Here is a 26,868-nt window from a genome sequence, read left to right as displayed (position 1 = left end):
CTAGCTCCTATTAAAATCATCTTGTAGGCGCACGATATCGTCCTCGCCGGTGTAGCTGCCAACTTGAGCTTCGATTAGTACGACGGGGATTTTGCCCTCGTTTGCGAGGCGATGAACCTCGCCCATCCTAATGAACGTCGATTCGTTCTCGCGCAACAAGAAATTTCGCTCGCCCACAGTCACGGTCGCGGTGCCACTAACGACGATCCAGTGCTCGTTGCGATGGTAGTGCTTCTGCAGCGATAGCCGCTTGCCGGGCTTAACGACGATACGCTTGATCTTATAGCCGCGCTCATCTTCGAGCACCGTGTAGCTGCCCCATGGGCGGTGCGTCGTTACGTGCACGCGCGCTAGATCGCTATCTCCGAGCCGCTCCACTACCTGCTTTACCTTTTGAGTAGAGCCTTTTTTACATACGAGTAGGGCGTCTTTGGTATCGACGATAGCGAGATCCTCGATGTCTATGGCGGCTATCGTGCGGCCCGAGCCGATGATGAGATTGTTTTTAGAATTTAGAGCGATATTTTGCTCGCTTGCGGTGTTGCCGTTCGCGTCTTTAGGTAGCTCGGCGTCTAAGCTATCGAAGCTTCCCAGATCGCTCCAGCCGATGTCTGCAGGTACGACCTTAGCAAGGCTCGTGTGCTCCATAACTGCGTAATCGATGCTATCTGCTGGGATTTCTTGCATATCGTCTAGTTTAATTCTAAGCGGATTTTCTGCGTTAGAATTTTCGTACGCACGGACGCAGGCTTCGTAAATTTCAGGGCTCTGCGCCTTTAGCTCGCTTAAAAATACGCCAGCTTTAAACATAAACATGCCGCTGTTCCAGTAAAAATTCCCCGCCGCTATGTAGCTTTGCGCTGCCGCAAGCCCGGGCTTTTCGTGAAATTTTAACACGTCCTCGCCGCTTGCTTCGATATAGCCGTAGCCCGTATTTGCATCCGCGGGCCTAATACCAAACGTCACCAAAAATCCCTGCTTCGCAAGCTCGCGTGCGCGCAAGACGCTGTTTTTATACGCCGCCTCATCTCTAATTAGATGATCACTCGGCGTTACGAAAACGATCTCCTCGGCCTTTAGGCTCAAGCACGCAAGCGCGATCGCAGGAGCCGTGTTTCTGCCGACGGGCTCGAGCAGAAATTTTACGCCGCGCGCGCCTAAAATCTCAAGCTGATCGAGCGCCAAAAAATACTGCTGCTCGTTCGAGACGACGAGCGTGCGCTCGCATAGCGGGGAGTTTCGCTCGTAGCTCATCATAAAAAGCGAGCGGTCGTCAAAGAGGCGTACGAACTGCTTTGGCATAAGCGTGCGGCTGATGGGCCACAGCCTCGTACCGCTGCCGCCGCTTAGGATTATATTAGTCATTTAAGCCGTCCTTAAATTCCTCATATTTTTTCTCGACGTAGCTTTTGATCTCGGCTTCAAAGCGCGCGCGCGAAAATTTTAAAGAATTTTCTCTGATTTTTACAGGCTCAAATTTATCATAATTTTGCTCAAATTTAGCTACGGCGGCGAGCAGCTCCTTTGTATTTTGCTCCATAAAATACAGTCCGCTCTCGCCGTCAAGCACCGTCTCGCGAGCGCCGCCGCGCCCGAAGCAAATCACCGGCGTGCCGCATGCCTGTGCCTCTACGGGCGTAATGCCAAAGTCCTCCTCTGCGGCAAAAACGAACGCCTTGGCTCGCCCCATGAGATCCGCCATCGTCTCATCGTCTGTAAAGCCCAAAAGCTCGACGTTTTTGCCCGCTTTTGATTTTATTTTGGCCATATCGGGGCCATCGCCAATAACGAGCAACTTTTTATCCGTCTGCGAAAACGCCTCTACAATGAGATCGATCTTTTTGTACGGCACCATGCGCGAGGCAGTGAGGTAGAAGTCCTCTTTGGCTTCGCGCAGCGTAAATTTATCCACATCCACGGGCGGGTAGATGACATCGCTAGGCTTACCGTAGGTTTTTTTTATACGGCGCGCGATGTAGCGGCTGTTTGCGACGTAGTGATCCACGCGGTTTGCGGTGCTCGCGTCCCAAAGCCTAATTTTATGCAAAAAATACTTCGCCAGCATGCCCTTTAAACCGCGATCCAGCCCACTTTCGCGCAAGTACTGATAATATAGATCCCACGCGTAGCGGATCGGCGTATGTACATAAGCGATGTGAAGCTGATTTGAGTGCGTCAGCACCCCCTTTGCGACGGCATGCGAGCTGGATAGCACGACATCGTAGCCGCTTAGATCAAACTGCTCTATCGCGAGCGGAAATAGCGGCAGGTAGTTGCGATATTTGTCCTTCGCAAAGGGCAGCTTCTGGATAAAGCTCGTGTGGGCGCGCTTACCTTTTAAAATTTTATTTCTGTCGGCATCGCTTAAAAAGTCGATGAGGCTGTAAATTTCAAAATCATCCCAGATATCGGTAAAACTCTCGACGCATTTCTCCGCGCCTGCGTAGGTGCTAAACCAGTCGTGGATAAGGGCTTTTTTCATTGCAGCTCCCTAGTTGATCTATTTTCAAATATTTGCTCGTAAATTTTTTCCACTTTACGAATCGCGATGCCGATATCAAATTTATCTTTAAAATTTAGCAACGCTTCGCTTTGCATTTTACCGTATATTTTCTCATCATTTAATAAAATTTCTATATCCCGGCACGCCTGCTGTGCGTTCTCAAACAAAAATCCGCTTTTGCCGTTTTCTACGACTTCGTTATTTCCCACTACGTTTGTCGCTACTACCGGGATACCGAGCGACTGCGCCTCTATGAGCGCATAAGGCAGCCCCTCCCACCTGGATGTAGACAGGTATATGTCCGTAGCGGATAGATACGCGGGCACTTCGTCGGTAAAGCCCGTAAAGATTATATTTACGCCGTCTTTTTGCGCCATAGATTCAAATTTTGCCCTATCGTCGCCGTCTCCGAGCCACAAAAAAACGATGTCTGAGTTGTCTTTAAAATTTTGAGCTATCTCGTACGCCAAGGACATATTTTTCGCATAATCAAATCTCGAAATAGTCGTAACCATCCTTTTCCCCGATAGATTAAATTTTATCTTGGCATCATCGTCTTTTAAAAGAGCTTTTACGCCGTTATGCACGACCTCGCTCTTGCTTTTTTTGAATAATTTAAGCTTTAAGCAAAGGCTATTTTCGTTCATTGAGACATTTATAAATTTATCGGTAAATAGCGTTAAAAATCGCTCCAAAAAAATATATGCGCTCTTTTTAAAAAAGCCGTATTCTCCGATATGGACGCCGTGCAAAGTGTGGACTATTTTTAGCCTTTGATTTAAAATTTTAAGTATCCGAGAATAGATGCCTGCGCCCTTACCATGGGAATGGACTATCTCTATATCATTATCTTTTATAAATTTATTCAGCCCAAGGAGTTTTTTCACACTAAATTTTCTATGCGGCAAGATAAATATGTCTTTAATCTTTTTTGACTCGTTCCACAGATCATAGTAGGGCCTATCTTGCGGACAAGCAAGATATATCTCTATCTCGCTAGATAAATTATTTATAAGCAGATCGATGTGTTTTGGTCCACCGCCGTGATCGGCCCTAAGCGTGATAAATAAAATTTTCATTTTTCTTTTTTTAATGACGAACCGGCAAGCAATTCCTTAAGTCTGCCCAGCCACGTCATTTTTTCCAGATCAAGAGGTCTCCTCTCTTCTTTGTTTGAAATACAGCTCAAAAACTCCTCTTTATCTTCCGCGAAATACACATAATCAGCCATATCTTTAATCTGCTCCCACTCCACGCTAACAACCTTTAATCCGCAGGCAAGATACTCATACATTTTTAAAGGATTTATACTATTTACGAGATCAGGATAATCTTTAACATTAAAAGGAATAATACCCACCTGCGAATTATATAAAAACGCAGGGATCTTAGCATATGGAACAGAGCCTAAAATATGGACATTTTTTAGCTTTTTAAGTAAAGATAGATCTTTTTGCTCCGGACCTATTATAATAAAATTATAATTTGGCAAATTTTTAGCACAGTAATATACTAAATCCACATCAAACCAATCATGTATTGCGCCTACGTAAATTACCCTAGGCTCAGGAATATCTTCAAGCTCCTGCGGCAAAGACCTATCTGCCTCTTTAAAGAAATCAAGATCAATGCCATTTGGTACATATTTCATTTTAGATTTATCTTTTATTTGATTGTATTTTTCCTTTAAATTTTTGGCCGTATAAATGACTGCATCTACCTTATTCGCGATATTTATCTCGGCTTTAAACTGCGTATCAGAAACTGCATTAAAACCTTTTGAATAATCAGCTATCCTTAAAATCGATTTTTTATAAGTTATGGTATCCAGCAAAAAGCCGAACAACGGGCTATCAAACCACAATATATCAACCTCGCCAAAACCACACTCCTTTATAAAATTTAATAAATTTGGATACATAAAATTTTGCCAATTATTTAAAACAAAATTTGACGATAAAAACGGCTTATTTTGAGGAGTAAAAATGGAGCGTGGAACATAATAAAAAATGCTTCCCGCACTTTCGCCGCCTTTTTTATAAATTCTTTCCCGCTCTTTTAATTCGTTACTATTTGCAAAAATTTTATGTATCGGCGAGATGGGATTTGAGATAAAAAGCACCTCATATCCTAGCTTTTCAAACGCTCTAGCATAATGATGACTGCCGACCTGAAACGGCGAAGTATAGTAATTTGCAACGGCCATTAAAACTTTTTTAGACATTTTTCATCAACTTCCCATATCCATTTGAATATAATTCAAATTTACTATAATAAAATTCCCTATTTGCCATATCGATAATCTCCAATTTGTCCTCTTTTATCTCAAATTTCCTAATTATCTTTACGCCTTTGTATTCTGCAGCGAGGCTTATAAAATTCTCTCCAAAATCCGCCACTTCGCATCTGCATTCCGCAAACATTCCAAATAGTCCTATCGCTCCTTCGCCCCAACTATTTTGCTCTAGATCGCCCACAATCGGCACATTGTGTGCTCCGACGCTTCTAAATTCATTTCTCCTGCGGGGGATCGGAGTATAAAGATAGGTGCCGGGATCTCTTGCTATATCCAGCCCGTCTATCCACAGCTCGTAGCCCAACTTATCATTGTGCGTATGTCCGCCGTGACCCTTTTGCCCAAGCGGCGTAGTGCAGATAGCAAGGTAAAATTTATCTGATTTGAAAATAAAAATTCCGCTGTCCGGATAAAATATATTTTTGATCTCTTGCGAATTTGGAATTTTAAATTCTATGCTTTTTCGATGCGGCAGTTCGCTAAATTTCACGCCCGAGGCGATCGGGCGTCTGTATGCTTTATCGCCTACTTGCAGCGTGCGCCCCGCAAGAGCTCTCGTAAAACTCCGCTCAAAGCGCATATCGTTTTTAAATATCTCATCGTCAAAAATTCCGCCCATGCAGCTAATTAGCGTGGAGTGATTTAAGATATTCTCATCCCAAAACGGCTCGTCGCCGCCCTCAAAGCCGCTTAAATTTAGATATTTTCGCACGGCTTGTTCGTTGCTCAAGAACTCGCCGTTTGGGCTAAATTTAAAAAACCTGCCGCTGTCGTTATCGCCGAATTGCGGTACTTCGCCGTTTGGTTTTGTAATATCCGCGGTAAATCTGCCGATTTTATACAACCTGTGCACGAACCACTGCGGCAGCGATATTTGTCCGTTTAAAATTTTAAATTCCTGCTCATCCGGAGGCAAAAGTTTCGGCTTTTTGCGCCAAAGCTTTGCGTCGTAATTTTGCAAAGATAAAATTTTCTCGCTTTTTAGACCCAGTATCAAAGCCGCGCTATACGCCATTAGCTCGCCGCTTAGGCGGTGGTAGCTCGTAGAACTCTCAAAATTTCCACCGTCTTCGTAAAATTCCTTTTTCATTTCGCAGGTTATCTCTTGCACGGCAAATGCTAGCCACGCGTCCGTCTCGCAGCCGCCGTCTAGATACGCGCACGCAAACAGCAGGCCCACGATGTCGCTTAGATAGTGATTTGACGTAAGATGCGGCGAATACTCCAGATTATTTACGATATGAAGCGCATGCTCGTAGACGCTATTTGAAAAGGTCTGCTTAAAATTTTGATCTAAAATTCCGCCCTCGTCCATCTGGCGAAACATATCATAAGCCGCCAGCATGTTGGCGACCCTGATACCCACATCCATCGTGCAGGTCCAATTTACGCCCATTCGGGGCGGATTATTGTGGACAAAATCTAAAATTTGGTTTTTAAATTCTTTTAAATTTTGCTCTTTCAGACTCGGATCCGCCATCGCAAAAATAGCAAGCTGCGGCAAGTGCTGAAACCTAGCAAGCTCCCACGGCACCTTTATATCGCTGCCGGGCTTATGGGCTATGCGCTGGTCTTTGTAGCATTTTTTTTCATCCCACCGAAAGCCGCTTTTAAAATCCTTTTGCCAATCGATCGGCTCGTAGTCTTCGGGCGCACTGGCGGGCGCGGCGACATTCATATCGTACTTATAACCCTCAAGCCCGAGCGCCGCGCTATCATAGCTATTTTTTACCCACCCACTACCGAGCAGATCAAATTTATGCTCGATGTACATTTTGGATAGATATTTTGCGACATCCGGATCGATATTTGACAGGTCTAGCTCTTTTGTATTTATATAGCTAGTTTTGATAATAGAAACGTTAAAATTTATGTGAGTATTGCCTAGCACATCGCACATTTTTTGAAATTTATTCTTTGCGGTATTTAAAATTTTATCAGCTATTTTTATGGCCAACTCATCAAACGGCATTGATCTAGCTTTTTTAAGATAATAAGAAATTCTACTCATTACCCACGGCCTTTAAAATTTTATCCACATGCTTATCCCACGTGTATTTTTGGACGACCTCATCTCTCACGCTATCGCCCAGGCGCTGTCTTAGCTCACCATCATCCACAAGCTTCTTCATGGCAATCTCCAGCTCGTCTATATTCCCAGGCTCTACCATATAGGCGGTTTTGCCGTGTTCTAAAATTTCAGACATCTGAGCCATATTGCTGCATATTATGGCCTTACCCATAGCCATATACTCAAAAAGCTTAGTGGGGCTTCCGAAAAACTCGCTTCCGTCTGGATTTGGCACAGTGGCATTGATTAAAATATCGCAAGCGTTTAGAAATTTTGCTCCTTGCTCTTGTGGAATCAGGCCCGTTAATACGACGTTTTCTTGCAAGTCAAATTCCAAAATATATTTTTTTACGGCAGACATTCTAACGCCGTCGCCTATCATAAAGAGCTTTGCTTTATTTTTATACTCAGGATATTTTTTTAGCAACCCGCCAAAAGCCAGAGCTATGTTTTCGGCCCCGTGCCACTGCCCAAACGTTCCTATAAAGCCGATTACGATTTTATTTTCAAGACCGTATTTTTGCTTTACGTCCTCGCAGCTTACCTGCGGGTTATATTTATTTTCGTCTATTCCGTTTGGATTTACGATTATTTTGCCCTCGTCTACGCCTAAATTTAAAAGGATATCTTTTAACGCCTCCGATACGGCAACTACGCATTTAGCATTTTTTAGATTATAACTTTCTATCGCGCAAACGATAGGTAACTTAAAAATTTTGTAGTAAATAGTCTTGAAAATTCGCTTAAAAAGAGCGTCGTTGTTTTTCCAATTTTTAATTTTCCAAACATCAGACGAGTTAAATTCTAAAACAAACGGTATCTTTTTTCTCTTTGCGATATACGCCCCGCAAAAGCTAAATCCGCTATATCTCTGGTATATCGCATCAGCCTCCAAATCGGAGCAATGCTTTATTATTTTAAAATTATAAAAAAACTCAAGAACGTCTTTTGGTATAAAAGGAAATTTTATAGGCTTTACGACGGTTATTTCTTTATCAACCCCCCAAAGTTCGTCATTTGAAACGACGCTTAGCCGTACCTTTTTATCCATAGCGTTTATAACGCCTGCCGTGTGCCCCACCGAGCCGCCCGCTTTTAGCCCAAACCAATAAAGCGTCCTTAGATAAAGTATTTTCATCATATATCGCCTATCTGCATAAATTTTAGCCTAAATTTATCCATCGCGGGCTTTAGTATTTCGGCGTTTACGCTAATCTTTGGCATATAGTCCGAGTAGCTTAAAGAGCTTAAATTTAAATCTTTTATCGACGTAAATTTACACTCTTTATTGCCCGCGATTTTCTCTAAAAGTTTTTTGTACTCGCCTATTAAACCCTCGTTTATGCTTATATCGACATACCGCCCGCTTTTAAAATTATATTTTAAATTTAAAAAATTAAAACTATGCAAAAAAAGCGTTATTATGCAATCTTTGGGCATTAAATCAATCGCTCTTAATATTTCATCCGCGCTAGAGCCGTATCTAAAATCAAATTTTTGAAAAACGCTTTTGGCTTTTAAAAAACCATAGCGCTTTTGCTTTTCGTAAACGCTAACGGGCAACTGCAACACGCCGCATTTTTTGCTAGTTTTATTTACGTAGTCATAGTTTATAGCGCAATTTATATTTTTATAAAAAAACGAGCTGTCTATAAAAATATCGTTTATCCTAAGGGCTCTTAGCGTGTCGTCGTTTGCGCCGTATCCTCCGGCTCTATGAGCTATAACGTCCACGCCTATCCACTCTTTTATCTTTTGCTTACCGAAATTTATAATTTTTATTTGCTCGTCTAGACTATATTGGCGCATAAATTTTCTATTTTTATCGTATTTTCCGGACGGATGGGTATGTAAATTTACGCCGTGTCCGCTCTTAACGATTTGGCGACACAGCCTTTTAAATTTATCCTCGCCGTATCTTTCATACGGATATACGTCTATAAAATGCTCCGCTACGCCGCCGTACTCGTTTGCTAAATCGTTTATGAGCTTTACGCCGACTTCCTTGCCGTCAGTCTCGCCTTTTATAAAAATCTCAAACGCATCGGCTCTATTTGCATGCAGTTCTCCGACCTCGGTATCGCAGGTTATTAAAATTTGCTTCATTATTTGTCTTTTTTTGCTACAACCATTATCTCTCTGTGTTCAAACCAAACATCGCTTGCGCCTTCTCCAAGTATCCTTAAAGCAAATCTTATACATTTAATCATAATGCTTCTTACTAGCGAAACGACGATCTTTTTCTTGCTATTTTTAAATATATATGAGGCTGGAAGCACCTCTACTTCGGCAAAATATAGCCTAAAAATATCCGCAAGGCTCTCTCTAGTATAGCCTATTTCATGAGTAAAGTCCATATATCTTTCATGATTAGACATCATCCAGTCCATATTTGGAACCTGGATAATTGCCGTTCCGCCGATATTTAACGAGTTATATATCCCTTTTACGAATTCCTCTTGCTTATCTTTTTGTATATGCTCCATAACGTCTTTACACAGTATAAGGTCGTATTTATTATATTTTAAATTATCAAAAGCATTTTCTTGTTTTAGCGTATCTAGCCCGGTCCTATTTTTAGCTATCGACAAGTCGGAATTAGACAAATCTATACCGTGTAAATTTTTAAAACCCAAACCTTGCAATGCTTTTAACATATAGCCTTTATTGCAACCGATCTCTAAAATTTTGCCGTTTATATATGGATTTATGAATTTTAAATAGTTGTATTTTAAGAGATTATCAAAAAACTCTTGCCTGAGCTTCTCGTCTTTAGTATCTATAAAATCGCCTCTTATTTCTTTATATCGGTCCAAAATTTTCTCTTGCGTAGTCATATTTAGCCTTTATTAGTAAAATTTTTTATAAAGATAAATAACATATTTTTTAAAATATTGTTTATTTTTATAAACCCTATATAATTAAACGTCATACCGCCGAATCTACCTTTAAATCTACTGATAGATTTAGCTTTCTCGTCCAAATCAGAGCAGCCTCCAAAATCATATATCTTTGTGCCGTTTTGCTTAAAATATTTTATTGCCTCCCACTGCAACAAATTTGAAGAGCCGGTAGCACAATTATTTATAGATGCACCGTGCCAATATATAGACATATGTTTAGAAACGAGAAAAATTGCTCCGGCTTGGATGACGTTATCTTTTTTTGCAAAAAATATTTTAATATTGCCCGTTTTATTTAGCGCAAAAAAATACTTTAGTAAATATTCAACTTCTAAAGCCTCCTTATTTGATCTGGCATATGTTTCAACGCCTATTTTATAAAAATCGTATATTCCCTGTTCGCTCGTATCCTCAAATACCTCAACATCCTCTTTTTGCGCCTTTTTTATAACATTACGGTGTTTACTATGTATATTAGAAAATATTACGTCTTCATTTTGAGTTAAATCTAAAACAGATGAGCCGTATCTATATATTTCATTAAAATTATTTAGTTCTAAAAAATCCATATTTGTAAATTTTGATAATGTGATAGAGTAAAAAACTACCTTAAAGGGATTAAAGACTCTTAAAATCTCTTTAAAGGCGATATTTGTCAATTCAGTAGTTTGAATGTTCGGTTCTGAAATAATATTGATATATCTAAAATATCTAAAACCTACTACAAAAAACTGCCATTTAAAAATAATATCTTTATCTTTTATGATTAGAAAATACGGAATTGAAAATTTACCACTAGTATTTGCAAATTCAAATAGTTGTGTTGGATTCTTTATATCAATATTCCACTCTATCGGGTCAATTAAATCTTTTGCAAGAATTCTAATTTCCATTAAGCACCCCTCTTAACTTACCTATTTTCTCTTCATTAAAGCAATCCAAGTCTATTAACAATAGTTTTTTAGATAGTTCTTCGACACTTGCAGTTTTTTGTTGATGCCAATATTTTTGAAAATACGGCCATACTCTTCTAGTTTTAATATTAAGATCGCCAAAAATAGGCTCTAGCTTCTCAAGCTCATCGCTATATATTACATAATTTGTAAATATATTATTGTCTACGTTCAAAAAGGATGGTAAAATTTCATTAAGCCTGGATGCAACTTTTTTCCTAGTATTAATCGCAAGCCTTAACTTTCTTATGGCTATCAAGATATATTTCAATTGCTCTGAAGTCATCCTGGTATCAAATATATGAAAATTTTTTCCAATGTCATTGCTGGTTATTTTATAAAAATAGTTTTTTTGATAAAAACCAAGAATTTTGAGCAGCTTGGAGGCACTCATTTTAATAAATTTTAGAAGTCCCCATTTTTTATATCCTTTGCAAGACCTATCGTTTTTAATGGCCTCCATATAACTAAAGGCTTCAGTGTTTAAAATGAATGTATGAAAAATACTCTTATTTTTATCTTGAATGCTTAGACATTCTTGCCATATCTTATGATCTTTTGTAACTATTAATCCCCCGCCAGGAGAAATCATATTCTTTGAAAAAGAATATATAGCGGCATCTCCGATCAAATCTTTCTTTAAGCCATAACAATGAGCCCTATCTTCTATGTGAATAAGGTTGTATTTTTTTGAGATATCTTGTATTTTTACGACATAGTCCATATAGGCGCAGTAATAATGATGAGATATTATTGCTACCGTATCGGATGAAATTTTACTTTTTATATCATCTTGAATCATTTCTAAACTATGCACATCGATATCCACGAACACCGGAATCCCGCCGGCCTGCACCATCGCATCCGGTAATGTCGTAGCGCAAATAAAAGCCGGCAATAAAACTTTTTTGCCTTTTGCGCCTATAGACAATAAAGCTAAGTATATCGCAGTTCTCGCATAACTCGTATATATTTTATATTTTGGCATAATAAATCTTTACATATAAAAATAGCGAATATAAATTTGATATCAGACTAGAAATGCAGGCACCGACAGCCCCCATAAAAGGAACCAATAAAACGCTAGACGCAGCAGTCACGATAGTCATTTTTATATTAGCATTCTTTAGCTCTTTTCCATATCCATGCCCACTAATCCAAGCATTGTAAGGTTGACAAAGAGCCTGAAAGCAAACCGCGATAGACATTAAAAGCAATAATAAAGAAACATCGCTATATTCTTCTTTTAGGTAAAAATTTATAATTAAATTGCCCAGCATATTAGCCAAAATAAACGCTAAAAATACCCAAGCTAAATTTGCCTTTAAAACAGCAGTGGGTATTTTGTTGCTATTTGCCAGCGTTTTAAACATAGTACTACTCATAGCATTAGATAACGAATTTATCGGAGTTGCCATAGAATTTGCCAGCCCATAAAAACCGACATCCTTTGCACCTATAAAATATCCTATTAAAAGTCTATCTATATTGTATGTCGAAACATCAATTACTCTGCCTATATACACGTGTATACCGTACCGTTTATTTTCTAAATTTATAGTTCTCAAAATTTCAGAAAAACCACCGAAATTTGGTCGTAATATACACCCATATATCACAAATGCAAACGCATAAGACAAGGAAAATGATAAAAGCGCATTTAACGGATTTAAGCGCTCAAAAATAAACAAAATGAATAAAAATACTACAAATAAAATTTTAGAAAATATATTAAAACCAGCTAAATATCCTATGTGATTACTGCCTTTTAATATTAGTTCCATAAAAAATGGAATTACAAAACTCCAGCTTATAAAAGAAGAAAGCCTGATAATATGACCAACCTTATCATTAAAAACTATATCCATTAAAAAAGAAACAATCAGAGTAAACAATAAAAATAGAGTTGCAATCACACAAACTATAATGATTGACGCTCCAAATATCTTTTTTTCCAAATTTATATCATGGTTGTTTGCCAGCATCTTTGAAGCGCTAGAAAAATATCCGAACTCAAAAAATATGGAAATAAATATGATAATAGCGAGAGACAAAGAATATATCCCAAAATCAACCGCTCCCATCTGCTTTGCCAAAAGCATGTTAGACACAAAACCCACAACCATGCCAAATATCTGTGCCGTAAATAGAAATAGCGTTTGATGAGCGACTTTTGAGCCAAGTATCTTTTTAAGCATATTTTCTGTCTACCTCTAAAATTTGAAAGCTATCATTCGCCCAACTGATATCTTGATTATTTTTTACGATTACTTTATTTCCCACTAAAGAAAATAATGGTAAATCGCTCCGACTATCACTATAACAAAAAGAATTAAGTAAATCGTAGTCGCTCAGATTTAAATTTTTACTTAATAATTCTAATTTCCCATTCCCTAGGCACTCATCGCCAAGTATTTTTGAAACAAAAATACCACTTTTAAATTCTAATTTTGTGCATATTAAATAATCTATGCCATAATCTCTTGCAAAATATTTCAAATATATATCAAATCCACCAGACACAATTGCGATTATATGCCTCTCTTTTTTATGATATAAAAGTGCTTCAATGACACATTTATGTAGTCTATTTAAAATAACCTTACTATAAAATTCAGAGCAATATTTATTGATTGTCTCTTCTTCAATACCATAAAATACCTGCATTAAATTTTCTTTATATTCTTTGCTATTTGATGGCGGTATTTTATTGATTTTTTTCATAACCTTTGCATATATTCTCTTATATAGTGGTAATTTAGACTCTAGAAAATTCAAAAAAAATGTAACTGATTGACCATCAAAAATAGTATCGCAAAAGTCAAAAATAGCTAATATGGGCTTATTTTTCAATCCTCAAACCTCTAATAATATTCAACACCTTTTCCATTTGCCTAGTAGTCCCAATAGTAATCCTCACACAATTTTCCATATTTGGTATATGCCCATAATCTCTAATAAAAATCTTATTCATCTCCAAGAATTCTATAAATTTATTTTTTGAGGTTTTATCTTGAAATTTTATTAAACTAAAATTTCCTCCTATGCCAAATACATTATATCCTAACTCTCTAAGTCCCTTATCAAAAAATAATTTTGCATCATTGACTTCTTTTACATATTTTTTCATATATTCCTTATTTTGCAAAGCGGCTATAGCAGCTATTTGGGAAAGAGCAGTAATATTTTTTGGATTCCTAATTTTTGAGATCATATTTATATTGCCCGCCGACGATATAACATATCCTATTCTAAAACTAGCCAAGGCAAATGCCTTAGAGAAAGTCCTACAAATCAAAATATTATTATATTTTTTAGCCAAATCTTTACAAGTAATACTCGTAAATTCCCAATATGCCTCATCTATGATAAATAAAATATTTTGAAATCTAGCCACCAATCCTTCGATTAAATCATTATTATAAACGGTACCAGTTGGATTATTTGGGTTGCATATATAAACAATTTTAGGCTCAAACTTATTTAAAGTAGCGCAAAATAAATTATTACTAAAAGTAAAATCTTTATTGAGATAAAAAGATTCTACTATGCCTCCGCAGCTCTCCATAGTAGATCTAAAATTATCATACGTTGGTGCGACAATGAGTACTTTGTCATTATCTTGAATAAATGTTTTAGCAATATATTCGTGCAAATAATCAGAACTGCCAAAATATTGAATATTATCAACCGAGATATCGCAATACAACGATAACTCCTTCAAAAGTAAAGTATTATTCGTATCGGGATACCAATTAATATGCCCATTTTTTATGAACTCAATAAGAGTTTCTTTAACCCTCGGCGAAGGCTGGATAGTAGCTTCATTCCAATCCAATTTTAAAATTTCATCATCATTTAGTTCCCATACCTTATGAGATGCTAATTTATATGGCTTAAGCTTAGCAATATATTTATTTTCAAACATTTTATTTCCTAATTATGGTTTTAATCTTTCCAGTCGATAAGTCTCTTTCGATCTCGTCAACAACATTTATTTTAATAGCCACATTTCCAAGTCTATTTCTAATATTATCACACAATAATAGCTCTTTTACATCATCTAGGTTACCAATTGCATTTATTACAATATCAGTATTTTTGAATTGGATAATTTGAAACTGCTTTATAAACTCTAGCTCATGCATAATGGTATAGATATTTATAGAAGGCACTTTAGTTCCGTCATCTTTAATCAATATATCGTCGCTTCTACCCTCTATCCCTTTAAAAGGAATAGACAAATGCCTACCGCAAGGACAAATCGGCGCTTTACCGTCTAAAGGTATAGCCTTATCGCCGGTATTATATCTAATAAAAGGCATTACGTAGTTATTTAAAGAAGTAGCTATGATTTCATTTTTATCGCTAAGTTCTATTATCCCGTAATCATCATTGTTATGATAGTTACCCGCCCAACACTGCTGGACGGTTACAGTTCTTTCATTTTGCCCGTACCAGTCTAAAACGGATAACCCCCAATACTCCTCAATCGCGCTTCTATATGCAGGCAGTAACGTCTCAGATGAAGTTACTATAGTTTTTATTTGAGGTATTTTTATGTTTTTTTGCTTTAAAAGTAGCGTAAAAATATATATGGAGCTTGCGTATCCTCTTATTATTTTGGCTTTTGACTTTTTGATAACGGATAAATATAAAGCCAAATTTGACTCGTTAATATGAAACGGGGATAAATACCAATAATCGCCCGAAATTTTATAAAGCGGCTCGCCTGCTTTTGGCGAATACGTCCTTAAAACGATTATCGGATCACCGCTTTTATAAGCATAATCTTTACCCATACCCCAAGCCCTATTCGCTACAATTTTTTCTATTGCATCGCTTTCATATGGGACTTTAAATTCAAACGGAGCCCCAGTAGATCCTGACGTATGAGATGCTTTTCCGTTAAATTTGATAGAGCAAAAATCTTTAAAATTCTCTTTGATTAATTGCTTATTTATAACCGGAAATTTTTTCAATTCGTCTAAGCTAAAATTTTCAAAATCTATTTTTAAATCCAAATTTTTATAAAAAGGCACGAAATCAACCGCCTTTTTTACTATATCTTTTAGCTTCTTAGTCCTGATACGCTCTATCTCTTCTGCGCTTCTCCACTGAAATTTATCATATTCGCTAAAATTTCTTTTGATAAAAATATAATTTTTGATTTTGCTTTTTATCTTTTTGCAAATTTGACCGGTCATAAATTTAGCCTTTTATATCAAAAACGAAATCTCCGTCGTCTGCACCATATCCCAAAGCTCTATCGGCCAGCCTTTGCCTTTTTTTAGAGTCTCAAATAACACCTCAAGCTCCTCAAGCTGCCCTTTCTGGCTTACGTTCGTTGAAATTTCTTTCACCCTCACCCCGTATCCTTTAAGACTTTTATAGTCATCCAAAACGATGCTCTTGCCGTCAAAGTGGATCTCCATAAATTCCTTGCTTAGCTCCTTGCTACCGTTTGCGAAATATTCGATATTTGCTACCGAGCCGTCTTTGTATTTTAAGACGATGGATTTGTTATCCTCGGCGCTATATTTTTCGTTACTCGGCGTGATGGACTGCGAAAATACGCTCTGTATCTCGCTGCCCGTTAGTGCCGTCATCAGATCTATTATATGGCACGCTTCGCCCACCATCCTGCCGCCGTTTTCATGCACCCAGTGATCCATCGGTATGTAGCCGGCATTCATCCTGTATCTGATTATCATCGGATTTATTCTAGCGCTCGTGTGCTTTTTTATCTCCTGCGCGTATGCGCTAAATCGCCTATTAAATCCCACGAATAAAACGGGCTTGTCGCCTCCCACTTCGTAAAATTTCTTTATCTTTTCAAGCTCATCTTTATTTGTCGCAAGCGGCTTTTCTACAAATACGTTTTTGCCCGCTTCAAGCGCCTTTAAAGTAAGCTCCGCATGGCTATCGTGCCTTGTGGAGATGATCACAAGATCGACATTTTTGTCGTTTAAAATATCGTCTAAATTTGAAGTAGCGTAGTTCGCTCCGTATTGCTGCGCCACCGCCTTTGCTTTATGTCCGCTTCGGTTCATTATCGCGTAAATTTTATACTTATCCATAAGCTTTGAGATATTAGGCAAGTGCATACCAGTGGCAAATCCGCCGACTCCGACGAACGCAACGTTTATCACATCCCTGTTTACTGGCGCGGAACTTATGATGATTTTTTTATCGTGATTTAGATAGTTATCAAGCTCGGTTAAATTTGCCTCGCCATAGTCAAGCAAAACCATAAGCGGCTTATTCTGCGAAGTCTGTAGCGACTCAAACGCCTCCGTTACCTGCTCGATAGGGTATTTTGCGTCTATGAGCTTATCTAGCTTGATCAAATTTTCATTTACCAGCCTTAGATACTCGCTCATATTTCGGTTTTCGGTCCATCTGACGTAACTAAACGGATAATCAAGCCCTCCCTCTTCGTAGCTCTTATCGTAGCGGCCCGGCCCATAGGAGGTGGAGATAAGAAAATCAAGCTCCTTTTTATACATATCCTCTCTATTTATCTGCATGCCGGCAACGCCTACGAGCACCACTCTGCCCTTTTTCTTGCACATCTGAAAACTTTGCGATAGCGGCTCGCTACTGCTCGTAGCGGCGGTAAATAGCACGCCGTCAGCGCCGTATCCGCCGCTCCAAGACGAAACGACGCCCAGCAAATCATCTCTTGACGGGTTTATAACGAGCTCGGCGCCGTATTCTTTAGCTATCTGCAAGCGCCTATCGTCAAAATCGCTGACCGCAACCCTTACGCCTGAAATTTTAAGCATCTGCACCGCAAGAAGCCCTAAGATCCCCGCACCGACCACTACGCAGGTCTCGCCCAACCTTAGATCGATCCGCCTAACGCCTTGCATCGCTATACCGCCCAGCGTCACGGTGCAAGCCCGCTCAAAGTCCATGTTCTGCGGCATTTTCATAACTAAATTTTTGGGCACGTCTACGTATTCTGCGTGGTTCGCAAGCCCTGCACCGGCTGCGGTGACGCGATCTCCGATTTTAAAATTTAAAACGCCCTCTCCGACTGCTATGACGACGCCGCTAAGCGAATAGCCGGTCGGGCTACCGCTATCAAGCTTGCCCTTTACCTTCGCATAGGCGTTTGCGATGCCGTCTGATTTTATCATATTGATGACTTTTTTTACGTTTTCGGGCTGTTCTAAGGCTCGCTTTATCAGACTCTTTCCGCTATTTGATACGCCGCTTATCTCGGTGCCCGCCGATATGCAGCTATTTACTACTTTTATAAGAACGCATCCTTTTGAAACGCTCGGAGCCGGGATCTGCTCTGCTAAAACTTTACCTTTTTTAACTATTGCTTGTATCATTAATCATACCTTAAAAAATATTAAATATTAGTATTTCGTACGCCGCAAAAATCCAAAACTTCTTTTTCTATTTTTAGTCCTTTAAATTCCTTATGTCCGACTAAAAATACGATAATGTCCGAAATTTCAATAGCCTTTTTGTAATCCGCTATCTCAAAATCCTTGTGAGCCTTGATATTGGGCTCCACGGCGACCACATCGACGCCGTCTGCGATCAGGCGTCTGGTTATATTTAGCGCAGGTGACTCCCGCAAATCGTCGATGTCGGGCTTAAAAGCAAGTCCCATGCACGCAACTTTAGGCTTTTTGCCATTTTGCAGCTCAAATTTCAAAGCGGCGTTTTTGATTTTTTCAATACACCACTCAGCTTTGTGATCATTGACCTCCCTTGCAGATTTGATCAGCCTTGCTTCGTAGCCGCCCGCATGCACTATAAACCATGGATCGACCGCTATGCAGTGCCCGCCTACGCCGCAGCCTGGGTTTAAAATATTAACTCGCGGATGACGGTTTGCTAGCGAGATAAGCTCCCAAACATTGATGCCAAATTTATCGCACAAAATACTAAGCTCGTTTGCAAAGGCTATGTTTACGTCGCGGAAAGAATTCTCTGTAAGCTTTGACATCTCTGCAGTCTTTGAGTCAGTCTGTAAAATTTCACCTTCTACGAATTCTGCGTAAAATTCCGCTATTTTTTTAGTAGCAATTTTTGTAGTTCCACCCACGATTCTATCGTTTTGCGTAAGCTCTTTTAAAATTTTACCCGGCAAAACTCTCTCAGGGCAGTGAGCGATATAAATTTTAGAAATATCAATACCGCCATTTTTTAAAATTTCACCTATCTTTTCGGTAGTACCTACTGGTGAAGTGGATTCTAAAACGACCATATTATCGTCTTTTACGTATGGTATTATAGATTTTGCCGCACTTATGACATAATCGATATTTGGCACGTATCCGTCTCGAAACGGCGTCGGAACAGCTATGATAAAAACGTCTGCGAAATCAGGCTTAACGTCTGCTTTTAAATTTCCGCTTTCTACTGATTTTTTTACAAGCTCCCCGAGCCCTTGCTCTACGATATGAATTTTACCCTCATTGATCGTATCTACGACGCTCTGCACCACATCAACGCCATGGATTTTATATCCCCTATTTGCCAAAAGTGCCGCCGTCGGTAGCCCTATATATCCAAGACCTAAGATGCAAACTTTTTTCACAATATTCCTTTTAAAAATTCTAGTATTTTTTTGCAAGCTTTACCGTCGCCATACGGGCTTACACTTTTACTCATTTTATCATATTCATCTTTTAAATTTAATAATTTTTGCACCTCTTTTATGATATTTTCGCGCTTGGTGCCGATAAGCTTAACGCATCCTGCCCTTATCCCTTCAGGTCTTTCGGTAGTTTCTCTGATAACTAAAACGGGCTTGCAAAGGCTCGGTGCCTCCTCCTGGATGCCGCCGCTATCTGTTACTATCATATATGACTTGCTCATAAGATAGACAAAACTATCATACTCTAGCGGATCAATTAAAAATATATTCGGAATACCCGATAAAATTTCTCCCACAGGCTTTCTTACATTTGGATTTAGATGCACGGGATAAACGATGTCGATATTTTCATTTTTTAGCGCTATTTCACGTAAAGCCTCACAAATATTAACAAAGCCTTCTCCGAAATTCTCTCGTCTGTGTCCTGTAACGAGAATAAATTTTCTATCACTAAGCTTATATTTGGAATTTATAAAGGATAAAATTTTATTTTTTAGCAGCTCGTCGTTTTCGATTTTATCTATCGTCCACAAAAGCGCGTCTATAACGGTGTTGCCACTAACAACTATATTTCTTGAATCTTTGCCTTCTTTTAAGAGATTGTCTCTCGCATCGGCAGTCGGCGCGAAGTGATATTTAGCTATGAGCCCCGTCATCTGCCTATTTATCTCTTCAGGAAACGGTGAATAGATATTATGCGTCCTAAGTCCAGCTTCTACGTGAGCAACATCTATTTTTTGATAATACGCCGCCAAAGAAACGGCATAAGTAGTAGTCGTATCTCCATGCACAAACACGATGTCCGGGGAATATTTGCTAAATACATTGCGCATACCAAGCAAAACGCCTGACGTAATATCGTACAGATCCTGCCCTTGCTTCATTAAATTTAGATCAAAATCAGGCTTTATCTCAAAGAATTCCAGAACCTGATCAAGCATCTGTCTGTGCTGCGCCGTGACGCAAACCTTCACTTCAAATTCCGCGTGCTTTTGAAATTCCTTTATCAACAGAGCCATCTTAATGGCCTCCGGACGCGTTCCAAATACTATTAAAATTTTTCTTTTCGTCATGGAATCCTTCCAAATATCGATATCTTTTTAACCAAAATCGATTAACTACAAACTACATATTAAAATTATTCTTTTTTCCTTTTATACACATCTATTAATTTACCGTGCTCTACCAGCTCATATTTATCGCGAACATCATCAAAAAGATTTAGTAATATTTTTAATTGTATAATTCGCCGCATAACATCGTTTGGTAGCCATTGATTATTATAAACATCGAAAAAACGTCTCTCTTTTAGCTCTTTATAATATACATTAAAAATGTCAGTATCAACATATAAGATATCGGCTTTGGAATTTATGAGATCTAAAACTTCATTGTATTCATTATCTGTGACTATAAAGGATTTTAGTTCAAAATACTTTAATCCACTATATTTTTTACTAAAGAATTGTAACATATTGTCATATTTGGATATCATATATAACTCATTTGAATTTTTAGAGTACTTGTTTATAAGTCTTAAAGCATCATCAAAGCGCTCAAATGAATAGGTAGTAATAATACCACCTGCTCTTTCATGATCCCATTTATAATTTCTGTGTGTGGCAAAAGTATTTTCATATAGTGTCATTTGGGATATATATTCATAGCAGTATTTGGCATAAGCAAATATGAGTATAGGTACTATTATAATATATAAAATATCTCTAACTCTTTTAACTATGAAATGAAATAGTATCAACATAGGCAAAGTAATGATAGCAAAATTTATATTATCAAAATTCCCTTTCCATACAAAAAAAACACATAAAAATTCAGTATAGAAAAGTAAAAATATATAGCTTAAAAGATAATTCGATCTTTTAAGCTCCACATAAAACCATATAAGCCCGAGCCAAAGCAGAGATATAGCAAATAATAATAGCATGTAAATTGGCATACTGATAGGGAGAGAATAAAAGCCATCTAAAAAGTATTTCGTAGATGGATTATCCATGAGTGGATATTTTATACAAGCAATTATGCTAAATAATATAAAAATTATAAAGATCCAAAGTTCTTTTAGATCAACCCTTCTGCGCTCGATAAATTCTAATACATATTTTATTATAAAAGTACCAACTATAGATAAAAATAGGAATAGTCCAAAATCCTTTACTAAAAGTATAGATAAAATCCCCAATGCAAAGACTATAGCTACGTAATACAATCTCAATTCTTTAAATTCCATAGACCAAAAAAGCATTAATGCTATTAAAATATCAAAGAAATGCCTAATATAGACATGCGTTGGAGCAAAATGATAAGAATGAAACCCTATGCTAAAAAAATATATGCTAAAGAGAATTATAAAAATAAATCTAATAAAATAATTTTTAGTAAATAAAATTATAAATACTATAGAAATAATATAATATATTAAATTAATTATATTCTTTGCCTTGTCAAAATTCTCTACGTTTATGCCTCCCAAGCTTTGCATAATAAATTTTACCGTGTAGGCACTCAAAAATCCATACTGAGAAAAAATTTCAGATTTATCTCTACCTAGATTTAGTTCATTTACGGCATTCAACATAAAGGGGGCTTCATGCCAAAAATAGCGATTTATAAGTTGTGTTTGCTGCTCATAAAGATTGTTTGCAATAAAATCTACTTTTTCCTGCAGCTTGTCCAGAGAGTCTGCCCAAAATAAAGGATACGCATCCCAAGCGCCAGTATCTTGGTTTTTTGTTCTATCATTATAATTCATCAAAGTATTAACTATAGCATTGGCAGAACTATTACTACTAGGATTTATTAGGGCATCAAACATGGTTATATTATAATCTCTATTATATAAAGTAGCAAATTGTGAATTATGAGCATCGCCATGAATTACACTATATTTACAACCGCTAGATATGGATTTACATTTTGAAACTATATCGTTATAAGAATTATATTGATACATAGATGATTTTAGAGGTTCAAAGATTAAATTCTGTTTTATATATTCACTATTTTTAACAAATTTGTCACCCACTAGTGTCTCTTCATCTATATTTTTAAATTCATTAATTAGTTTAAAATCTGTAAAAATTCCATATACAAAAAATATAACTTGTACTACAACCAATAACGCAACAAAGAAATTGATTGCATACTTTATAGCATTATTCATCGCTTCCTCCAGATTTATATCTTATGAACCAAAGCAGAATAGTAAATACTATCGATGTAATAAATATATAAAATAGATAAAAAAATAAAACATTATTGCTTTTTGCTAAAAACGATAAACCATAGTCGTTATAAGCATACTTATGGTCGCTAAATTTCTCTGCCGGAAAGAGAAATAAATAAATTAGAGCATTTATTAAAATATAATAGACGAATATCTTTATTAAAGTAATTCTCTTCACTATTTGATCCTTTCATATATATTTATCGAATTTAGTCTCCCTGATCTATCAATTGGCATGACACCTATTTGAGGAAAGATGGCAAAAACATACTTTATCGGCCCCTCAATAACAACAACATCACCTATACTTATACTTTGCGATACATCATCCAAATCATCGCTACTATATATATTCGCACCATCTCGTTTTACTTTCTCTAAAATTATTCCATTCGCATCAAGCCAAATTTTTAATTTTTTATAATTTTCAACGATCAAAGCACTATTTTGTATTATTACTTCCATTTTGATAGCTCCATTTTGATACCTTGGAGCGTATTCTAAATAACTAGGCACTATAAAAGATCTAATAAATTTATATTTACCCTCTTTAACCCACTCATTCATAGTTTTATGAAATTCTTCTTGCATAAAATGATCTTTTTGTAAAAATCTCTTGTGAACATCAAATGCTAAAGCAGAATATTGATACAATACCACGTTATCACTTGGGTTATTTATAAAATCTTCGTATTCCTTATTTGCCAGCTTTGTAGGCACTACATCAAACCACTGCGTCATCAATTTATATGGTGGAATTTTATCGTTTAATAGATACATTATAGGAAAGTTGAAAAAGTAAAAATCTTTATCAGACTTGGATTTTTTACCAACATATTCATGAAAAAAATCTAAAATTTCAGAAATTTTCTTATCCATTTTTATACCCTTTAATTGCGGATAAGAAGCCTCGCTATCTGCCCGAAATATACTTGGTTGATAATTCTCTAACCAATTATATGGATTTAATAGCTTACTATAAAATATTAAAGCCATTATAAAAAGCATCCAGAATAAAAATATCGCCCTTACAAAATTTCTTAAATTTTGATTTAATATATATGCAAAGGCAAAGCTCAGGCAAAGCAATATAGTATTCATGTCTAGCGCATACGAAGTTAAGGTACCACTATATACTATGGCCGTAATGGCTAGCGTCATAAATTTATATTCTTTAGATTTATAAATTTTAGCATTTTTAATAATAAATACCATGGTAATTATAAATAGTATTATAGATATAGAAAAGCCGATATAGATATGCTTGCTAGTAAAATGAATTATAAAATATCCAAGCACTATAAAAATTGCACCCACCATTGCGAATCTTATAGGACTAGCAACATCATGCATTATTTTCATCATAGTTTTATCATATATACAACAAATACAATCAAAGTATCTTTTTAATACTAGTATAAAAATAAATATAGTAAATGCCACAATTAAATTCTTAAATAATAATGGCTCAAAAATAAACCTCGTCGCTATCGTCCATAGACTTCCTTTTGAGTCGTTATCTGTTATTGATGAAAGATCAAAAGGCATTATGAAATTTATGGATGCAAAGAATATAGCAGTAAAGAGCAGTAAAAATCCTATTCTTTTTAAATAATCTTTTACGTTACTAGATATAAAAGCATAAGATACAAAAAGACTAGCGAAAAGAACCAAACCTACATTTTGCTTTATGAAAAAAAGCAGGACTAAAAATAAGATTCCAAGTATTTGATATATGATGCCTTTTTTAGAATTTTCATTTTTTATGGATTTTACTAGAAATAATAGAGTAGAAAATTCTATGATGAAGACGTAGGTATGGTAGTCTTTGGCGATATACGTCTCCATACCAAACCATAAAAAACTAGCGAATGTAGCCCCCAAAATACTACTTACCCTAGAAAAAAATTCTCTCAAAACCAAATACAATAAAATTACCTGTATCATTGCGGCTACTACGCCGATGCAGGCAAAGGCAAAGAAATTTATCCCGAATATTTTTTGATAAAAGGCGTTTATATATACAAATAACGGAGTCCATGCTAGATAAAAATCTTTATTGATCACTTCTCCTTTATTTACTAAATAAGCATAGGTTTCCCACCATCCTTCTTGGAGTGAGAAGTAATGGTTAAAGATGAGGAGATGTAGGATTAAAACTGTTATAAGAGATAAAGCTATTATAAATTTTTCTAGACGTATATCATTCATAGTTAGTCTTCTTGTCTTTCATAAATATTTATCGTATTAAAAAAGGTAGATTCGATGGGTGCCACTCCCAATTGCGGAAATATCCTACTTAAATCAGCTACGCTTCCGTCCATTTGTAATATATCACCATTTTGCATCAAATCTTGCTTATTCTCATCCAACTGTTTAGGATTTTGATCATCAGCTTTTACTTCTTCATGCTTAACATATGTAAGTGTTATACCGTTGTCTTTAAGCCAGTTCGTAAACTCATCGCGACTCATACCAAAAAATTTATCATTCTGAAGTATAATTAATAAATTCTTAAGTATATGATTTTTCTCTTCTTCCAAAGAGGCGTCGTCATACGGTACTATAATAGATCCTATAAATTTATACTTTCCTTCTTTTACCCATTTGTTCATTATTTCATAAAAATCAGCCTGTTTAAAAGAACTTTTACCTTGAAAACGTTTATGTGCCAAAGAAAAGTAAGTTTGGTATTGATACATTACAATGTTTCGCGTAGGTGACTTTATAAATTCATTATACTCCTCTTCTATGGCTTTAGATGATGATACATCAAACCAATGTGTTACTAGCCTATATGGTGGAATTTTATTATTTAATAAATACATTATAGGCAAATTAAAAAAGTAAAAATCATCTTTGGATTTTGATTTTTCATTAACATAAATCATAAAATAATTATAAATATTTGCAGTCCTTTCATCCATATAGATGCCTTTAAGTTGCGGATAAGTACTTTGAGTTCTAGCATTAAATACATTAGTTTGATAATTGTAATTCCATTGATATGGTGTATATAAAACAGATTCGATATTAAAATATATAGAAATTAATAAAAAACACACTAATATATTTTTAATATGTTTAATTCTTGTATAATTTATTATAAAAGCACATAAAAAAGCTATGCAAATCATATTTGAATTAGCCGTAAATAAATCTGCAAAGGTCCCTGCGTAGGAAATAGCCGTCATCGATAAAGTTATAAATACATATTTTTGTGAATTGTAGAATCGATTATTTTTTATAAAAAAAGCATACATAATAAAGAGAATTAGACCTATTGCGGCTGATATAAAACGATACATTGAAATTCCAAAGTTATTAATAATATAAATAAAGCCATAAATTGGAAATATATAAATTAAAATAAGAATAAATATGCGAAATTCTTTAGTAGTAACAGATATAATTTTTAATAAAATTTTTGCATAAAAATCCTTTATATAGTTTCTAAGGTAAAAAAGGATTAGAATGATACAAAAGACATAAAATCCATTTAATAAAGTCTCAAAATTTACATTATTTGTCCAAAACCTCGTCGCTATCGTCCATAGACTTCCTTTTGAATCATTATCTATTATTGATGAAGGATCAAAAGGCATGATGAAATTTATGGATGCAAAGAATATAATAGTAAAGAGTAGTAAAAATCCTATTCTTTTTAAATAATCTTTTACGCTACTAGATATAAAAGCATAAGATACAAAAAGACTTGCAAAAAGAACTAATCCCACATTTTGTTTTATAAAAAAAAGTAGGACTAGAAATAAGATTCCAAGTATTTGATATATGATACCTTTTTTAGAATTCTCGTTCTTTATGGATCTTACTAGAAATAATAGAGTAGAAAATTCTATGATGAAGACGTAGGTATGATAGTCTTTGGCGATATACGACCCACCAACGATCCATAGCAAGCTCGCAAAAATTGCTGCTACAGCGCTACTTACTTTAGAAAAAAACTCCCTCAAAACAGCATAAAGCAAGATCACCTGTATCATTGCAGCTACTACACCGATGCAGGCAAAAGCAAAAAAATTTATCCCAAATATTTTTTGATAAAAGGCGTTTATATATACAAATAACGGAGTCCATGCTAGATAAAAATCTTTATTTATCACCTCTCCCCTATTTACTAAATAAGCATAGGTTTCCCACCAGCCTTCTTGGAGTGAGAAGTAATGGTTAAATATCAGTAAATGTAACGCAAGCGTTATACAAAAGCAAAAAGCAACCATTAAATTTTCTAAAATTTTAGTGTTAAACATA

20 protein-coding genes are annotated in these 26,868 nt (G+C 36.3%); all 20 read right to left on the bottom strand.

Annotated elements, in window-relative coordinates; translation table 11 throughout:
• Positions 1-1,365 (bottom strand): mannose-1-phosphate guanylyltransferase/mannose-6-phosphate isomerase, encoded by a 1,365-nt coding sequence (locus CGRAC_RS03765; protein WP_005872238.1) that lies wholly within the window; start codon positions 1,363-1,365, stop codon positions 1-3.
• On the bottom strand, positions 1,358-2,482 hold the full coding sequence (locus tag CGRAC_RS03760; RefSeq protein WP_005872239.1) for a glycosyltransferase family 4 protein: 1,125 nt from the start codon (positions 2,480-2,482) through the stop codon (positions 1,358-1,360). Before CGRAC_RS03760 ends, CGRAC_RS03765 begins: the two co-directional genes overlap by 8 nt.
• Positions 2,479-3,582: a glycosyltransferase gene (locus tag CGRAC_RS03755; protein ID WP_005872240.1), complete on the bottom strand. Its 1,104-nt coding sequence runs from the start codon at positions 3,580-3,582 to the stop codon at positions 2,479-2,481. The genes CGRAC_RS03760 and CGRAC_RS03755 overlap by 4 nt, the downstream gene beginning before the upstream one ends.
• On the bottom strand, positions 3,579-4,727 hold the full coding sequence (locus CGRAC_RS03750) for a GumK N-terminal domain-containing glycosyltransferase (protein ID WP_005872241.1): 1,149 nt from the start codon (positions 4,725-4,727) through the stop codon (positions 3,579-3,581). Before CGRAC_RS03750 ends, CGRAC_RS03755 begins: the two co-directional genes overlap by 4 nt.
• On the bottom strand, positions 4,720-6,810 hold the full coding sequence (locus CGRAC_RS03745) for an alginate lyase family protein (protein WP_005872242.1): 2,091 nt from the start codon (positions 6,808-6,810) through the stop codon (positions 4,720-4,722). Before CGRAC_RS03745 ends, CGRAC_RS03750 begins: the two co-directional genes overlap by 8 nt.
• Positions 6,803-8,011, bottom strand: coding sequence for a glycosyltransferase family 4 protein (locus CGRAC_RS03740; protein ID WP_005872243.1), 1,209 nt, complete (start codon positions 8,009-8,011; stop codon positions 6,803-6,805). The genes CGRAC_RS03745 and CGRAC_RS03740 overlap by 8 nt, the downstream gene beginning before the upstream one ends.
• The gene (locus CGRAC_RS03735) at positions 8,008-8,976 is read right to left on the bottom strand and encodes a polysaccharide deacetylase family protein (protein WP_005872244.1); all 969 of its coding nucleotides are present in this window, start codon (positions 8,974-8,976) and stop codon (positions 8,008-8,010) included. The genes CGRAC_RS03740 and CGRAC_RS03735 overlap by 4 nt, the downstream gene beginning before the upstream one ends.
• Positions 8,976-9,707, bottom strand: coding sequence for a class I SAM-dependent methyltransferase (locus tag CGRAC_RS03730; protein ID WP_005872245.1), 732 nt, complete (start codon positions 9,705-9,707; stop codon positions 8,976-8,978). The genes CGRAC_RS03735 and CGRAC_RS03730 overlap by 1 nt, the downstream gene beginning before the upstream one ends.
• Before the next feature lie 2 nt (positions 9,708-9,709).
• Positions 9,710-10,666 (bottom strand): lipid II:glycine glycyltransferase FemX, encoded by a 957-nt coding sequence (locus CGRAC_RS03725; RefSeq protein ID WP_005872246.1) that lies wholly within the window; start codon positions 10,664-10,666, stop codon positions 9,710-9,712.
• Complete coding sequence (locus tag CGRAC_RS03720; RefSeq protein ID WP_005872248.1) at positions 10,656-11,714, bottom strand: DegT/DnrJ/EryC1/StrS family aminotransferase; 1,059 nt, start codon at positions 11,712-11,714, stop codon at positions 10,656-10,658. The genes CGRAC_RS03725 and CGRAC_RS03720 overlap by 11 nt, the downstream gene beginning before the upstream one ends.
• A complete protein-coding gene (locus CGRAC_RS03715) occupies positions 11,701-12,924 on the bottom strand; it encodes an oligosaccharide flippase family protein (RefSeq protein WP_005872250.1) in 1,224 nt (407 codons plus the stop codon). Before CGRAC_RS03715 ends, CGRAC_RS03720 begins: the two co-directional genes overlap by 14 nt.
• Positions 12,917-13,579 (bottom strand): HAD-IB family hydrolase, encoded by a 663-nt coding sequence (locus tag CGRAC_RS03710; protein WP_005872251.1) that lies wholly within the window; start codon positions 13,577-13,579, stop codon positions 12,917-12,919. Before CGRAC_RS03710 ends, CGRAC_RS03715 begins: the two co-directional genes overlap by 8 nt.
• Positions 13,569-14,654, bottom strand: a complete 1,086-nt coding sequence (locus CGRAC_RS03705) for a pyridoxal phosphate-dependent aminotransferase (RefSeq protein ID WP_005872252.1) — start codon at positions 14,652-14,654, stop codon at positions 13,569-13,571. The genes CGRAC_RS03710 and CGRAC_RS03705 overlap by 11 nt, the downstream gene beginning before the upstream one ends.
• A gap of 1 nt (position 14,655) precedes the next feature.
• A complete protein-coding gene (locus CGRAC_RS03700; protein ID WP_005872253.1) occupies positions 14,656-15,933 on the bottom strand; it encodes a phenylacetate--CoA ligase family protein in 1,278 nt (425 codons plus the stop codon).
• A gap of 12 nt (positions 15,934-15,945) precedes the next feature.
• Positions 15,946-18,072, bottom strand: a complete 2,127-nt coding sequence (locus CGRAC_RS03695; RefSeq protein ID WP_005872254.1) for a bi-domain-containing oxidoreductase — start codon at positions 18,070-18,072, stop codon at positions 15,946-15,948.
• Positions 18,073-18,092: 20 nt separating this feature from the next.
• Positions 18,093-19,295: a UDP-N-acetyl-D-mannosamine dehydrogenase gene (gene wecC, locus CGRAC_RS03690; RefSeq protein ID WP_040304229.1), complete on the bottom strand. Its 1,203-nt coding sequence runs from the start codon at positions 19,293-19,295 to the stop codon at positions 18,093-18,095.
• A complete protein-coding gene (gene wecB / locus CGRAC_RS03685) occupies positions 19,289-20,425 on the bottom strand; it encodes a non-hydrolyzing UDP-N-acetylglucosamine 2-epimerase (protein WP_005872256.1) in 1,137 nt (378 codons plus the stop codon). Before wecB ends, wecC begins: the two co-directional genes overlap by 7 nt.
• A 65-nt stretch (positions 20,426-20,490) precedes the next feature.
• The gene (locus CGRAC_RS03680; protein WP_005872257.1) at positions 20,491-22,533 is read right to left on the bottom strand and encodes a hypothetical protein; all 2,043 of its coding nucleotides are present in this window, start codon (positions 22,531-22,533) and stop codon (positions 20,491-20,493) included.
• A gap of 240 nt (positions 22,534-22,773) precedes the next feature.
• Positions 22,774-24,807, bottom strand: a complete 2,034-nt coding sequence (locus tag CGRAC_RS03670; protein ID WP_040304100.1) for an ArnT family glycosyltransferase — start codon at positions 24,805-24,807, stop codon at positions 22,774-22,776.
• Positions 24,808-24,809: 2 nt separating this feature from the next.
• Positions 24,810-26,867, bottom strand: a complete 2,058-nt coding sequence (locus CGRAC_RS03665; protein WP_005872262.1) for an ArnT family glycosyltransferase — start codon at positions 26,865-26,867, stop codon at positions 24,810-24,812.
• Between the last annotated feature and the right edge of the window lies 1 nt (position 26,868).

Origin of the sequence: Campylobacter gracilis (assembly GCF_001190745.1) — a bacterium.
Lineage (GTDB): Bacteria > Campylobacterota > Campylobacteria > Campylobacterales > Campylobacteraceae > Campylobacter_B > Campylobacter_B gracilis.
This window is presented reverse-complemented; position numbering and strand designations above follow the sequence as displayed.